Here is a 16,128-nt window from a genome sequence, read left to right as displayed (position 1 = left end):
ATTTTCATCGTCTTTTTATGAGTAATTCCACTACTATGACTATTTATATTTTGCATAATTATTTGGAAAATATGCGCAATAGTATTACCTTTGCACTGTAATTAATGAATAATATGAACCAATTGTTTACTACATATAGCATACACAATGCCGTGCGAGAAAATAAGATTCTGTACGGACACTGCATTGTGCATGTACATTGGTTTAGCGGATTTATCTGAATTACTCCCTGTTTTGTAGTTTGATTTATCTCTTTTCGTTCCCTTATTAATATAAGGTGAAAGGGAGGATATGTCCGGCAGCTTATACATAAAAGTTGCCAGGAAGTGCATTGTGTAACTTTTTAAAATATACGAGTATGTTTTCCATTATATCTATCATGTTTTTAGGTATTGGCATCGGTTATTTGCTGCGTAACCTGAAATTTCTGGAGAAAGTAGAAAAGAGTACTTCGCTTACGATATTCCTGCTACTTTTCGTGCTGGGCCTTTCGATAGGCTCCAATAGTTTAATCGTAAATAATCTGGGTAAATTCGGATGGCAAGCCATTGTGTTGGCTACTTCAAGTATCTTGGGCAGCATGTTGGCTTCTTTTCTCGTATTACGCCTATTTTTCAAGAAAGGAGGAAAATCATGAAAGGCAGTCTGATTGTTGTCGCATTTTTCTGTATAGGTTGTCTGGTCGGAATTTTCAATGATTTCCAGTTTGACATGCACAATCTTTCTATGTACATACTTTATGCATTGATGTTGCAGGTTGGCATCAGTATCGGAAGCAATAAGAATCTGAAATTTCTGATCAAAAGCCTACGTCCCAATATGCTTTTAGTGCCGATAGCTACCATTGTCGGAACCCTTCTTTTTTCAGCTTTTGCCAGTTTATTACTGAGTCAGTGGAGTGTATTCGATTGTATGGCAGTGGGAAGCGGATTTGCATATTATTCCCTTTCATCCATCTTGATTACTCAGTTCAAGGAGGCTTCCGTAGGATTACAGTTGGCAACGGAACTTGGTACAATTGCTTTGCTGGCCAATATTTTCCGCGAAATGATGGCATTGCTGGGCGCACCACTGATCAGGAAATATTTTGGGAAACTGGCCCCTATTTCTGCTGCCGGTGTAAATTCAATGGATGTATTGTTGCCGTCCATTACTCACTATTCGGGGAAGGACATGATACCTGTTGCCATCTTTCACGGAATCCTCATTGATATGAGTGTACCTTTCTTTGTTTCATTGTTCTGCAGTTTATAGTCATATTTCTTCATTAACTATCTCCCAGCCATTAATCTTGATAATGACCGGGATGTAGTTATCGAAGGATATTTCAATGGTGAAATCATGGTTATGTTCAAAATCAATATTGGGATTTCCGCCTATAAGTTTACCAATAAGATTCTCATCATAGCGGATTGTACCTGTTTTGTCAGCAATTCGCAGCCGGGGTTCTCTATCTTTTTCCAGCCTCATTACATTGAAGTCGGCAATCAGCGGATCTGATTGTCCCGATGATGCTTCATAAATGGGAATATAGGTTATCCGGTCATCATCGGAGAATTGTGAATCATATCCATACTTACCGTTATTATCCTCTATATAAATGTTGTCACTTCTGTCTTGATTCAAATTATGAGCAATGACCCGGATATGATTCGTCATTTGTTTCAAGTTTATCAATACGATTGTTTTTTCTTTACTGTTAAGCTCCACTATATCGTGCATACCGTGATAGAGCAGTTTGGGCTGATTGGTTACCCGGTTGTCCTCCTGACGTTTTACAGATAGAAAGAAATCATCGATATAAGTTTTCCCCGGCACACATTCAGAAGTTTGATAAGTACTTTTATCATAGCCACCCCATGCTACAAATTGGTAACTGCCCTGTTTGTAAGGCAGCTCCATGACATAATTGTCATTGATTGAAGTCATAGAATCGTTTACCTGAGAGATAAAAAGTCCTTTTTCATCGAATATGAAAACAGCCAATCGATCGACACCTTGCGCAGTGCTCTGCCTTGAGTCTGCATTTGTGTCATAGCTGAATTTGAGGGCCAGCCCTCCATCATCTTGGGGACATCCGGACATATCTTCCCGGATGCAATTCGTGAGTACGAAAGGCAATATAATGAATATGAATACTCTGAATCCGGCTTCTATCTTGCAGGTAAACATTCTGTGGGGCATTAATTAGCTGGTTATAAATCGTGATCTTCTTCAATCACCTCCCAAGGAATAATCTGGATGTCGACCCCAATCCATGAATTAGGTTTGATTGGTTCTCCTCTGTCAAAGTTGTCCGAAGGATTTCCAGGTGCTTGTACAGAATTGATGTTGATCTTGAAATATTGGTTTCTGTAGATATTATAAGGAGCCTGTGGTGTGACTGCGTCACCGTTAACAAAAATATGATAGTAACACAATCCGTTGCTATACGTATTCTCCGATAATAGGTAGTTCCCATTGATAGATGGCATTTGCGGAGTATTTGCGGCACATAGCTCCGCAAACTTTTCTGCCGTAGGTCCATCTATAAAGTAATTGGCAACACCATCTGCAGTCCGCACGACAAAGAATGTTTTATCCGCCGGTTTCGGATTGACGATGATTTCAAAATCAGCCGCAACTACGGGGGGATTTATTTTGGCAGATATGATGTTATTGGGTGTAAATACCCCACTGACACTGATAAAAGTTGCTGCATCCACATTGGATGTACCCGAAATATACTGGAATGCATTTTCCGTAGCATAGGAAAAAGAGGTAGGCACATCAGCCGAAGCATAAACGTTGATGGCATCTGTTCCCCTCGTAAAATCTTCTGCGGTATAATTAGCCCAGTTATAGTCTTTGATGAGAGCGTCCCTGTTATCCTGAATAAAGTAGAATTTTTTATTCAGGTTTCTCCAGCCGAACTTCAGATCTGTCATCGTTCCGCCTCCGTTCACCACAAAGCTCTGTGATTGGAACACCGCCGCTTTTGCAGTGACGCGATTCACAGAAATGGTTATGTGATTGTTTTCGGCTTCACTTTTCTTCTCATATAAATCAGCAGCAGGCGTAAGGGTCGGATAAGCACTATTGAACATGACAAATCCATTTGTTTGATCCGCCAATTTTGTTATTTCTTGTGTGAAATCTTTATAGCTGAATGCACCCAATCCGTTAGAAGTAATATAGTTCACTATTTCTGCATTAAGGTTTACTCCCGCAAAAATATATTTATCCGTCTTTTTGGTGCTGACCGGTTGGCTGGTTACCCAGGTAGAACTCCCGGTTGGTTTCTGTGTGAGCGTACCTCCTGCGACCGTAAATTCAGCTACAGTAGGTGTATTGGGAGATTCTGCGTCATAAATAAACACATGTAGGGATTTCACTGTGCTTTCCGCTGCAATTCCCGGATCTGTAGATACTGCACGTGTCTTCGATGCGTGGGGAATGCTGATGGAAAAAGAGGCATATGCATCCGGGGCAATTACGTCCGGATTGCTGGGCTGGTCAACCCAATCATTGTCATTGCTGCATGCAGTCATAGTCAATGCAACCAGTGTAGTCATAAAGATTTTACTTGTTTTCATTATCTTTTTATTTAGGTGGATATACTACGTTTTTTTTCAGATAACAAATATACCTTCCAGACAGCAACGATTTGTGACTTTAAAAATGTATTTATAAACAAAAAGTGTCTATTGAAGCAACCCCTGAAAAAGAAAGCTCTGATAATGCAACGCACCGTCATCAAAGGGATTGTTCGTTTCGATAGGCGAAACAAAAGTTACAGACTACTTGTTTACAGATAAAAATATAAAAACAATGATTATGCGTAATATAAATACAGATTTAATAGATGCAATGAAAATATACTTACCCAAGGGGAACAATCTTGCAAATGCGCTGATGGACATTCTTTACCTTGGCAAAGAAGCTACTTACAGGCGGTTGCGAGGTGAAGTACCGTTCACTTTTGCCGAAGTTGCCACCATATCTCAACACATGGGCATCTCTCTTGATAAAATAGTAGGGGCCGATTTGAATGACAACGCTATCGTTAATCTGAATATGTTGCAATGCCAACGCCCTGCGGAGACCTATTATTCTATTATCGATTCGTATATAAAGTTGTTCGGTCAATTGATTGAACGGGAAAGTTCGGAAAGAAGCACCTCCTCAAATACCGTTCCGCAAACCCTGTATTTAAAGTATGAAGCCTTATCCAAATTCCAGCTTTTCAAATGGATTTACCAGCATGAAAGTACATATGCAGGCAGACATTATGAAGATTTGGAGATTCCGGAAAAATTGATTGACAAGCAAAAAGAATTTGTAAATCTGTCCCAGCTATTCCAGACAACCAATTATATATGGGATAAAGAGATATTTATCAGATTGGTCAATGAGGTCAAGTTTTTCTTAAATATCAATCTGATATCAGAAGACAGTGTAAAAAAAATAAAGAAGGAATTATTTATATTGCTGAATGAATTGGAGAAAATCTCAGCTCAGGGAAAATATTCATCCGGAAAAGATGTGAAAATATATATATCCGATATCAATTTTGAGTCTACATATAGTTATGTAGAAACAGATATTTACCATCAATGCCTGATAGGGGTCTTTTCCATTAATTCCATAACTTCGAAAGATGATTTTCTATTTCAGCATTTGAAGCTATGGATACAGTCATTAAAGAAGTATTCAACTTTGATTTCGCAGAGTGGCGAGGTTCAGCGAATCCATTTCTTTAACCGGCAACAAGAACTGGTGAAAAGTTTATAATGAAGTTTCGAAAATGGATACACGTCTTTACACACATTTCCGATTGTTGCATAATTGGACAATAAATTCATGTGAGATGTGATAATAGAAAAATCTTTGTTTACACCATTCATTAAACGCCACGGATTCCTTCCTGAAAAAGTCCATCTTTGTATCTGAGAAAATAAACCTAAACCCTAATGAAAAAATTAATGGTAATTCTGATAACCGGCCTTTTATATATGTCGTGTACCGACAGTATGGAAGTGCCCGGAGATGCAGATAGAAATAATACAGAGGATGTATCGGTAAGGTTAGTGATAACCATACCGGCCTCCACTACATATGCCCGGACGCGAGGAACATTTGCGACGACCGATCATGAGTCTAAAATCAGTGAGATTCAAGTGTTAGTGTTTGAAGAAGGTAAATATAAGTACCGTGTACCCGGCATATCCATCAACAACACTTCATCTGCTGCTTCTTTTAAAGCTTTATTAAAATCAAGCAGTTCGCCTTTAAAATTACTCATATTAGCCAATGCTACCGATGCGGTAATAGCCAATGAGCCTTCGGTGGATGATAGCGAAGATTTGGTGAAAAAGAACATCAATCTCCGGTTCAACAATATCACTTCCGATTTTCCAATGTATGGGGAGTATGAATTGCCCGGAGGATTAGAAGCAACGGTTATAAATAATATTACCGGAATAAAGATGTTACGTTCCATTGCCCGGGTAGACGTGAAAGCTACGGAAGTGGCAAACTTTAAGTTGTCAGGGGTAAAAGCATATCGTGCCAATGACCACTTGCAGATAATACCCGATGAAACCGGAGTCGTCAGGGTTACGCTTCCGAGCGTACCTGCCGGAAGTACCGGAAATGTAAACAGTGTCCTGTATCCTGTATCTGCTGAGAACCTGAATGAATTTTCAGCCCAACTCTACTTGCCTGAGGCCGATTCACCAGCCCCGGACAATCGGGTTAGTCAGGCAACCTGTATTGTTGTGGAGGGTTATTATGAAGGAAGTGATCAACCGGGTTACTACCGTATGGATTTTGATCCCGATAATGTTGAAAATGCTTTCGGGCAAGTACTTCGTAATCATAAGTATATTTTCAATATAAAGAAGGTTTCAGGTCCGGGGTGGGGTAGTCCGGACGAAGCGGCGAATAATCGTTCCGCCCATATCGTAGCCGAAGTACAGGCATGGGATGATTATACCATTGACATGAGTTTCGATGGAGAACATCATTTTGGGGTGTCTTCGCGAGAGATCATCCTCAAGAACAAAGCCGGTTCGGCAGGAATCATCAGTGTGAATACCGATCTTCCGGATTATACTTTACAATGGGCCGACGCGGCAGGAACTCCCCAAGGAACCGCCGACCAGTCATTGGCAAATGAATTCTTTAAAGTAGAAAAAACACAGAATGGGAGTCAACTGGTGATTACAGCTCTGCAGAACAATTCGGCAAGCAATATCCGTTGTACTCAAAACTTTGTGATTACAGCCCATCGCTGGCGTATTTTAGTGAATATACAGCAGAGATATGATGTAGCTGCCTACAAAACAATTGATCTTTTAACATTCAATGCCGGTTTGGGATATTTAGGAACGAATATAATTGGCTCTGGCAATGCAGAGGCGCGCGCAACCGGTCTTCGCGGAATACTCAATAATCAAAATAATTTCGGTCCGGCCGGAACAGTTGAATGCGGAGGATATAATCTGATTGGCGTGAGTGCGAGCAATAATAATCTGACAGATGCTCTTTTCGCGGCTTTTGATGTCGTTTATGTCCATTATATGAGCAATTCTTTATTCGGGATCTCGGATGCCCAGAAAGCGCACAATTGGGTGAAGGCTAAAAAGAACCGTGTATTGATTGTTTCTTATGATGCCAGTGATGTCAGCCAGAATTTATTAAAAGAGATATTGGGTGGAAATAGTGGCATTTCTTTTATCAGAAGTAATACCGGAGCATTTCCTTTGGCAAACCCGGTAGACAGTAATCGTTATTTTACTAGCACCGGTCCTTTTACCAGTGGTTCATATACTCCTGTCAGCACTGGTTTTTCCTTACGCAATTACGATTCTTTTCATGGTGAGATATTGCTTAATACCGATGCTTCTAAAGGCATCACTCCTATATTGATGGGATCTTCAGGAGGAATTGTTTTAGGCATAGACTACTCAAGAAGAATAGTCTATTGGGGCGATACGGATATAGGCAACTCGGGAACAGGTACAGGAGGGACCACTAATAATCGTATAAATAATGATGATGGGACCATTAATAATGATGCCTCCAAACTGATAGCCAATGTTTTTGCCTGGATAGCGGAGACTGTACTGTATGGAGAGTGATTACTATTCTCCGAGTGTAGCAAGCAAATCGTACGAAGGTACAAAAAACAATGTGCCTGTTACCGGAGTACTGAAGTCCAACAAACGATCGGTGTTCCCCACAGGGTCACCAATAAACATGTTCTCCAACATTTTGCGGGTAGTACTGAAGGTGCTGGCATAGCCGATAAAGTATGTTCCATATTCTCCTTTAGAAGTGTTGGCAAACGGCATATTGGCACGTACGATTTTCAAATCGTCACCGATATTGGTTACAGCATTGTGGGCATTTTGCGGCTTCTCTTCGTCCGACAATTCCACATCATTATATTTGCGGCGGCCAATCACCTTTTCTTGTGCTTCGACCGGAAGCGAGTTCCACGCTACCATGTCATGGATATATTTCTGCACAAAAACGTAACTGCCTCCTGCGAATTGCGGGTCTTCGTCACCGACAACCGCAAAATGATAAGGGTTTTCATCTACGGCTGGATTCTCCGTACCGTCTACGAAACCGATGATCGCTTTTCCGTCCATATATCTGAACCCGTGTGTTTCATCGATGGATTCTGCCACACCTTTGAGTTTTTCGTCAATTATAGAGGCAAATTCAAAACAGAGACCCATCTGTTTAGCCCGGATGTGCACTAACAAGTCGCCCGGGGTAGATACAGCTATATATTTATCTCCTTTTATCTCTTCAAAGGTACTTAACTCTTTAGGTTTGTTCAACTCCGGAAAAAGTCTGCTCCAGGCATCGGCACCAAACCCCATCGTGCAGCTAAATTGCATATCAGGAAAACGGTTACGCATACTGCGTATCAGGGCGGAGAAATTAGCACATACATCTTTTACTTGCTTGATTGCATCGTCCGATTGCTTCAGTCCATAAACAATAAAAATAGCGTTTTCGCCTTGTTTCTCAGTTACATCTTGTGGTATATTTCCACCGAATAATTCTTCATGTACATTCATACTTTCCTATATTTTAAAGTTGTTGTTTATTGTAGTCGGTCTGATCTGATCAAATCAGATTTTATTCTTTTCTATATATCATATAACTTAAAAGACTTGGCTTAGGTTCATTCGGAGGTTTGATTTTGTTCACCACAGGATACATCGGCAAACATACCTTGTATAAACTCTGTGGTGAACTTTGTTATATTACGGTTTTACGTATTTGGCGACATTACTCAAGCGCTTTTCCTGTACCGACAGGCCAATATGGATTCTGATACATCATGGATGTATTGATGTCTTCCGGATTGGTGGCCGACAATTGCAAATCCTGTAGTCCGAGTGGTTCCAGATAATAAGCTTTTTTCCAGGTATATCCGTCATAAAGTTGATTATTCGTTTGTGTCCTTCGCAGTGGTCGTACGTATTTCCCGTCCGATTTCGGCGACATGTTGGCAGATGTGCTGCCATCGGCTACTACAGCAGACTTTTCATTTCCGTCTTTATCCGTGGTTGTGTAGAGTTTATAGGCTTCATCCCAGAAGTTGATGCCTTCTACAATATACGGTTGTGTAAATAACCGGTCCCAAGAGCGCCATCTCTTCAGGTCATCCCAGCGCATGCCCTCGGCGATAAATTCGCAGCGGCGTTCACGGCGAATATTGTAAAGCGTCGCATCTACCATTCGGTCTCCCGAGTAAACTCCGAGGTCGTCTTCGCGGCTCAGATCCGTACTATTGATCGTCTTCTGATAGTCTTCATCGACACCGGCACGTCTGCGAATGGCTTTCCAGTAGTCCTGTGCCTTACTGTCTAACGAACCATTCTTCTCATAACAAGCCTCTATGTAGTTAAGATATGCTTCGGAAGCACGGAAAATAGGACAGGCATTGGTCCCCAGCAATTCGTCCGATCTGCTTTGTTCGTCATCATACGGATAGAACTTACGGGAACGATAACCGGTGATATCACGTGTCTGTTCCTGATCACTGATTACGGTAGATTTTACCCAAGGTACAGGTACCGGATTCGTCACCATGTTTCCTGCCTGGTCCTTATTGTAATTCTTCACTGTATCTGCCCTTTCGTCTGTCATCCATGCATCTTTTTCTCCCCACACAAACAGTTGCAAGCGCTCGTCGCGGTCTTTCTTTTCATCAGAAACCGTTCTGTCATCGATAGCCTTGTTGTTTGCATAGATAGGCATACCGTCTTTCATCAGAAATGTTTTGATCAGTGAACGTGTCAGTCCGGTGCGGTCTCCGTTTTTAAGGCGTGCACCTACACAATGTGATACGGTAAGTGACAGGTTATATTGTTTCCACAGCAGTACTTCTTCCACATTCGAAAGATCCGGCTGACTGAACATTTCGAAATAAGGATTCCACCCATAAAGTGTATTGTATGGAGGATTCATTACATGCGAGTTTTCTGCCAGTTGAACATGATCGGCAACTGCTGCCGCTGCTTGCATTGCTTCCGTCAGGAAGAAGTTTATTTCTCCTGCTATATCGAATGTTTTTCCACTGTTATAGCTCATTACGGCTCCGGGCCATGTTGGATCACCCGGTACGCGCCCCGTTCCCTGATGATATTTCTCGAAGGTTGCTTCGAACAGTGCAACTCTTGATTTCAGCACCAATGCAGCCTGTTTGTTAATACGCTGGTTATTCTGGAAACCACGTTCTTTCAGGCGACTGATAGCTTCGTCAAGATCTTTTAGAATGAAGCGTGCCACTTCATTGCGTGGTGCGCGCTGACTTTTCTTGATCAGTGTTTCGGAGTCGTCCGGCAATACTTCGGTAATGATGGGATAATCGCCAAAACGTACCAACGCGTTATAATACGCCAGGGCACGGAAGAAATAAGCCTCTCCGATATACTGCTTCAACAATTCTGCATCTCCGGGAATCGTACCCTCTTTCTCTTTCGGCAGTACTTGTTCAAAGAGATAATTCCACACACGAATGCGGTTCAGAGGTTCCTGAATATTTTTCCCTTCGGGCACCTGTTTGTTTCCCGCAAAATAATCAAGGTTTCCATCATCACTCAATAAATTGTCGGTGTTAGCATCATTTCTTACCACTCCGGAGTTCCATGCCCTTTGGTGATACATCTTGGTTGTATTTGAATTTTCAAGGTAGTCGTCATAGTAATTGATAACATAGCTTCCCACTTGATCTACTGTGTTGAAGTAATCTTCCGGAGTGATATCACTGATTGGCGAACGGTCCAGGAAGTCGTTGCATGAAGTCAGTGCCAGTCCGCCCATTCCGATTAACGAGCAGAAACAGATATGTTTCAGTTTTAGTTTCATCATTTGTCTGGTAAAATTAGAAGTTAACATTTAAGCCGATAGAAATCGTTCTCTGCAAAGGATAGAGCTTACCGTCTCCCCAGTCGCTACCCAATAATTCCGGATCAAATACTCCGCTGATTCCCGAGAAGGTCAGCAGATTGTCTCCGGACACATAAACACGTACCGATTCCATTGCTGCTTTCCGGGTCCATGTTTTGGGCAGAGTGTAGCCAATCTGGGCATTCTTCAGACGGCAATATGCGGCATTCTGTAGATATCCGCTTTGTACTTTCTGGTTTTTATCCGTATTAAAATAGGGTTTAGGGTAGTAAGCATTGGTATTTGCACCGAGAGGATCACCTTCCGGACGCCAATAGTCCATGTGCTCTTTGAATGCAGTTGATTGCCATAATCCGCCATTTGCTCCCCAGAAGTACGGACCGTCCAACCAGTAATCCCTTTTCATCACCCCCTGCAGGAATACTGAGAAATCGAATCCTTTCCATGCTCCGGTCAGTGTCAAGCCGAAATTATATCTTGGAGTGTTGTTACCTATAATTGTCAGGTCACCATGATCTTCCAGAGTATTCGAACCATTGTTAACCCCTTCTTTTCCATCAAGATTGGCATACATAACATCACCGGCTCCCCAGTTCGTTCCCCAGTTTGGGGTACCTCCATTGGCCAAATGTGCATTCATTTCTTCTTGGGTTTGTGCAATACCGATCGTTTTATATCCCCAGATGTCACCCAATATTTGTCCATTATAGTATACATCCGAAGAGAGTGAGTTCGTAGGATTCGGATATTTCAATATCTTACGCTTCCCGTCAGATAAAACGAATCGCGCACTATAATCAAATTCGCTGATGCGATCTCTCCAAGAGAGTTCCAACTCCCAACCGTATGACTTCATGTCGCAGTTGTTCACTTGAGGAGGCAGAGCTCCCAGTACAGGGGGTAATATAGGAGCAGGGCCAATCATATCGTATGTATAACGGTTATAATAACCGATCGATCCTGTCAGGCGATTATTGAGTAAACCAAAATCCAGACCGAGATCCCACGATTCAATGGTTTCCCATGTCATCAGTGAATTGACGATACCCGGAAGTTGAGCAGTGTTTTGTTTTTTACCGTCAATCAGCCATCCCGAATTGGAGGCTCCTGTAATCATATTCTGGTAAAACGGGTACCAAGCATTGGCCTTATCCGTATTGTTGTTACCAAGTTGTCCCCAAGAACCTCTCAACTTCAGCGTGCCGATAAGACCGGCCAGCGGGCGGAAGAAATCTTCGCGTGCGATATTCCATCCAGCGGAGAATGAAGGAAACAACCCCCAGCGCTTATCGCCAACAAACCGTGAAGAACCGTCATAACGCAGATTGGCTTCTAACATATATCGTTCTTTATAGTTATAGTTCACACGTCCGAAGAAACCGGCAATCGCTCTTTCGCGTGCCCATGCATTTGCTTTCTGATTGTCCTGTGTCAGTCCTAAGGAGGGAACATTCGAGCTGATCAGATCGGTCCCAAACCCGGTCATTCCACTTGGCCGGAAGAGTTCGGCATTGAAACCGCCCATCACTTTAAAATAATGATCACCGATTGTTTTTGCATAGTCACTGTAAATGTTACCGGAGAAGTAGTCTTCATCTTCACGCTCGTCCTGAACCTCCGAATATCCTGCTGCTCCACCATTCCATGACAATAAATAGGGTTTATTATTTACGTCATATCCATAGATCGGTAATACGGCCCAATGTTGTTTTCGCGTATACGTACGCATACTTCCCTCTACTACGATTCGCCAGTCTTTGAGGGGCTCGAAGATGGCTTGCAACTGATTGGTATACCAGTTTTTCTGGCTGGTTTGCACACCACCCTCTTCCAACTGAATGATTTCCATATTGGGCATGTAATGGCCGTTTGGATCCATTGGAGCACAGGTCGGCCAACGGCGGGCAATGTTATGAAAAAATGCGCCTGTCATGTAGGTAGGGCGGTCATAGTCTTCACGTGTCCATTTGCTCGTGTAGTTTAACGTGACCCACTCCGCAGGTTTTGCCGAGATTTTAGCATTCATCGTATAACGGTTGAAGTTATCTTCGCCGTGCTTGATAAGGCCATTCTGATTCAGGAAACTACCGCTGATCATATAAGTCAGCTTCTCTGTTCCTCCACTGATACTGAGGTTGTGTTCCGTAGAGGGTGTCCAGCTTTTGTAAAACTCTTTAAACCAGTCTGTATTGGCAAAAGATCCTGCATAGCTTTTCCATTTGCCGTCCGGTCCGGCTTCCACCCCATAATATTCGGGAGTAGAAGGGTCGGTAAATTTTCCGTTTTGGAAGTCCAGAATATTTTGCAATGCTTTTTCGTCAAAGGTAGGAGATTCTCCACCATTGGTCGAAGCCCGGTTAAAATACTGCGCAAAGGTGTAAGAATCCACCATGTCAGGCAACTGAATGGCATCCGAGAAACGTACATTACCCGAATAGTTTACACGTGTTTTGCCACTTTTACCACTCTTCGTAGTGATCAGGATGACCCCGAATGCCGCACGCGCACCATAGATCGATGAAGAAGCTGCATCCTTCAGTACAGATACCGATTCAATATCATTCGGGTTGACTGTATTCATGTCTCCTTCGATTCCATCGATCAGTACCAACGGACTACTGCTCGAACCATCGCTTATCGTACCTGCTCCTCGGATGTTTACGTTTAGTTCGCCATCCAGTGTACCACCGCTACTGCCCACGGACATATTCAGTCCCGGAATAACTCCTTGCAGTGCCTGTGACACATTCTGTACGGGGCGCGACTCCAGGACGTCCGCATTGACCATACTTACAGATCCGGTAACGTTTACTTTCTTTTGTGAACCATAGCCCACAACTACCACTTCATCCAGTTGCTTTGAATCTTCCTGCATGGTGATATGGAGTTCCTTTCCGGTCACTTCCGTTGTGACAGTTTTGTAACCGATAAATGAAAACTCGAGGATAGCTCCTTTGGGAGTGTCAATAGAGAACTTTCCGTCCAAGTCGGTGATGGTTCCCGTATTGGTGCCCTGCACTTTTACGGAAACTCCGATAAGTGGTTCACCCGTGTTGTCGATGATTACACCGGTGGCTTTCACGGTTTGTTGTTGTATACTGGCAGTCGCTTGTGTTTTGTAAGTATCGGTCGTCGCTTGTGCCGACTGTGCGCACCACAGCAACAAAGTAGCAACTACTGTTTTCAGGCAGTGTTTTTCCCATACTCTTGTAAACCTTAAGGATAGGTTACTTTTTTTCGTCATAAATTAATAGGTTTGAGTTAAACATGTTTTTCAGTTTTTTACTTCTTTTGCAACTCCGTCCTCATCTCGGAATCGAAGTCTTGTTAGTTTTTGTTTTCTTCTACTTTTTCATAATTTTTCTTTTAAGTGATACAATTATTCCGGTTTCTCTGAAAAGAAACTAATTGATGAAGTAGACAAAGATTATGCCAGATGTGAAAAGATGGCATAAGGCACTAATGAAGTATAATACGGGGATGTAAATGTGGAATTCACCACAATTTTGTGGAATAAATCCACAAACAAAATCCGCTTGACGTTGTTGTTGTATCAAACTTAAATTAATAGAAACCCAAATGATAAAGAAGCTTAACCCCCTTTTGTTGATGGCAATGTTGTTATTCATTTCCAGCACTGTTTTTTCAGCCGGTTTTCCTCCTCCCGATAAAGTGCAGGAAGCCTTTCAGAAAATGTATCCTAAAGTGACCACGGTCGATTGGGAACGAAAAGGAGATTATCACATTGCCGATATCAGGGTGAAAGGGCGGGAGCTAAACGTCTGGTTCAGTGATAAAGGTAAATGGTTGATGACAGAGACCGATGTCGAATCTTTGGAGGCTGTTCCTCCTGTTGTGGCAAAGGTCTTTATGCAAAGTACGATGGCGTCCATGCAATTGGAAGATGTAAGAATCATCACTTTTCCCAAGCAGCCGGCGGTCATCATAATCGAAGTGGAGGAATATGACACTGATTCGGAATTTCAGTTGTTTTATTCTCCGGACGGTAAACTCTTACAGACTCTTAATGTAAGCGAAACAGGAGGGGAGATTTATCCCGGACTGTTTAAATAGAGTTTGCTACATAATACCAGCTACTCTTTTCACCACAGCTAAACAAATTACGCAGATATTCAAATCACATCTATTGATTTCTTTTTTCTCTGTGTAATTTGTGAATCTGTGGTGACTAATCTATGAAGATCATTCCTTTTCTCCATGCGATTGTTCATTGAGATTTCTTTTTTATTGTGCCATGGTTTCAGAATCATCCTCAGATTTTGTATCGTTATCTTCTTATGCTCGTACAATTCATTCCCGGACGCAATTATTCTTTAGCTTTTCTCTAAAATTGCATTTAAGAAAGGTGTAGCCCAACTGTTGTTTGGGTGTAGCCATCCGATCGTTATGGCTACACCTTTCACCTTGGATGGCTACACCCTTTTCAGGTAATCAGTCTTACCTCCTTCCGATAATTCTCTTTGTAGGAACTATATCTTTTTGATTTTTAGAATATTATTTTGTTGTCTAACTTACATTTTACAAAATTGTCTGCATCTATGAAAGGGTATCTTGGTAAGATGATTACTATTACGAATCATAATAATATGACGATTGGAGTAACAACTGTCATGAAATACTATTTTATAGGATAGAGGAAAAAAATAACAGATTCCTTTGTGAGTAATTAGACAAAACCGTATTTTTAGAGGATGATTATGTACGGTTGGATAATATGTATGTAAATTTCTGATAATTAATTTATTAGATATTAGAATTATGATGAAGTCCATAAGCTGATGTTGTAAATCTCGGAAGGAATGACTCTATGTGTGAAAATATCATTTGTTCCACATGTGATAGTATGCCAAAAGAGTCGTATCGAACAAATTGCGTAGTTAGATAGCCAGTGGACATTATCAACTTAAAGAATAAAATGAAAGATATTATTGATCTATTACAAAAGAAACGAATAAAAACTGTTGATGCCTTAAAGCAAGGCGAACAACATCAGTTCTCTTGCCTTCAACAAATAGTAAATAACATATCAGGTTTCAATTCCCAATTTTGGAGAATTGGAGACCTAGGATTATATGAAACCAAACATCCAATCAACATAGATTCTTTGAATGGAGATTTTGTTGCGTGGTTTGACGTCGGGAATGAAAATTTTCCCACTGAAAAACAACTTGCCACATGGGAAGACTTTTGTAAAATCAGCCCAACGAACATGAAAGAAATGATTATCGAGGGACTTACGAAGTTATCAAGGCAAATGGATTTATTATTTGCTGATATCAAGCCTCAATATGGCCCAGTTTACAATCCAAAGGCGGTATCAAGAAACGCAAAGAAAGCCATTGAAGTGATGAGCAAAAACAACAGGTCTATCGGTCGGCAAGCTAAATCGATTTTCCAATGCACTTCTGTTGTGATTCCAAAGCAAGACAAGTCCCCAGTTCGGTTTATAATTCTAAACTTTCAGATCGGGCGGCATCCATATGAATTTGAAGCTGTCTTGTGTGATAGTGTAGTATTTATCATTGGAGAAAACTCAGGTTTATGGACTCGACTTGATTGGGATTATGAATTTAATGTATCAGATTTTAATATTGCAACAGCTTTGCATCCATATTGGCGACAGAAATAATATGAGATTAAAGGCAGAGTAAAGAAAATAAAGCTATTCTGTAATGTAGTCGTGAGATC

11 protein-coding genes are annotated in these 16,128 nt (G+C 41.5%); 6 read left to right on the top strand and 5 right to left on the bottom strand.

Annotation, left to right across the window (positions count from 1 at the left end; all coding sequences use genetic code 11):
* Positions 1-358 precede the first annotated feature (358 nt).
* The gene (locus KO473_RS20285; RefSeq protein WP_005777620.1) at positions 359-637 is read left to right on the top strand and encodes a LysO family transporter; all 279 of its coding nucleotides are present in this window, start codon (positions 359-361) and stop codon (positions 635-637) included.
* Positions 634-1,254: a lysine exporter LysO family protein gene (locus tag KO473_RS20280; RefSeq protein WP_005777622.1), complete on the top strand. Its 621-nt coding sequence runs from the start codon at positions 634-636 to the stop codon at positions 1,252-1,254. The genes KO473_RS20285 and KO473_RS20280 overlap by 4 nt, the downstream gene beginning before the upstream one ends.
* Here KO473_RS20280 and KO473_RS20275 read toward each other — a convergent pair whose 3' ends face one another.
* Together KO473_RS20275 and KO473_RS20270 are read right to left on the bottom strand one after the other, a co-directional pair.
* A complete protein-coding gene (locus KO473_RS20275) occupies positions 1,255-2,172 on the bottom strand; it encodes a FimB/Mfa2 family fimbrial subunit (protein WP_005820184.1) in 918 nt (305 codons plus the stop codon).
* Between the two features lie 23 nt (positions 2,173-2,195).
* Complete coding sequence (locus KO473_RS20270) at positions 2,196-3,575, bottom strand: Mfa1 family fimbria major subunit (RefSeq protein ID WP_005820186.1); 1,380 nt, start codon at positions 3,573-3,575, stop codon at positions 2,196-2,198.
* A gap of 241 nt (positions 3,576-3,816) precedes the next feature.
* Between KO473_RS20270 and KO473_RS20265 the strand changes: the two genes are divergently transcribed.
* Together KO473_RS20265 and KO473_RS20260 are read left to right on the top strand one after the other, a co-directional pair.
* The gene (locus KO473_RS20265) at positions 3,817-4,773 is read left to right on the top strand and encodes a hypothetical protein (RefSeq protein WP_005820189.1); all 957 of its coding nucleotides are present in this window, start codon (positions 3,817-3,819) and stop codon (positions 4,771-4,773) included.
* A 179-nt stretch (positions 4,774-4,952) separates the two neighbouring features.
* A complete protein-coding gene (locus KO473_RS20260) occupies positions 4,953-7,124 on the top strand; it encodes a fimbrial protein (RefSeq protein ID WP_005820191.1) in 2,172 nt (723 codons plus the stop codon).
* Between the two features lie 3 nt (positions 7,125-7,127).
* Here the strand turns inward: KO473_RS20260 and KO473_RS20255 are convergent, their stop codons facing one another.
* The 3 genes from KO473_RS20255 to KO473_RS20245 all read right to left on the bottom strand — a co-directional run bounded on the left by KO473_RS20255 (position 7,128) and on the right by KO473_RS20245 (position 13,663).
* Positions 7,128-8,078 carry a Dyp-type peroxidase gene (locus KO473_RS20255; protein ID WP_005820193.1) on the bottom strand — a complete coding sequence of 317 codons (951 nt, stop codon included), beginning with the start codon at positions 8,076-8,078 and terminating at the stop codon, positions 7,128-7,130.
* A 214-nt stretch (positions 8,079-8,292) separates the two neighbouring features.
* Positions 8,293-10,377: a RagB/SusD family nutrient uptake outer membrane protein gene (locus KO473_RS20250; RefSeq protein ID WP_032537480.1), complete on the bottom strand. Its 2,085-nt coding sequence runs from the start codon at positions 10,375-10,377 to the stop codon at positions 8,293-8,295.
* A 16-nt stretch (positions 10,378-10,393) separates the two neighbouring features.
* Positions 10,394-13,663, bottom strand: a complete 3,270-nt coding sequence (locus KO473_RS20245; RefSeq protein WP_122130630.1) for a TonB-dependent receptor — start codon at positions 13,661-13,663, stop codon at positions 10,394-10,396.
* A gap of 338 nt (positions 13,664-14,001) precedes the next feature.
* On the opposite strand from KO473_RS20245, the gene KO473_RS20240 reads away from it, so the two are divergent.
* Positions 14,002-14,493, top strand: coding sequence for a PepSY-like domain-containing protein (locus tag KO473_RS20240; protein ID WP_122130635.1), 492 nt, complete (start codon positions 14,002-14,004; stop codon positions 14,491-14,493).
* A gap of 862 nt (positions 14,494-15,355) precedes the next feature.
* Positions 15,356-16,069 (top strand): hypothetical protein, encoded by a 714-nt coding sequence (locus KO473_RS20235; protein ID WP_005805991.1) that lies wholly within the window; start codon positions 15,356-15,358, stop codon positions 16,067-16,069.
* Positions 16,070-16,128: the final 59 nt, after the last annotated feature.

It is taken from the genome of Bacteroides sp. HF-4919 (assembly GCF_018860125.1).
The sequence above is the reverse complement of the archived record's forward strand: the minus strand, read 5'-3'. Positions and strand labels throughout refer to the sequence as shown.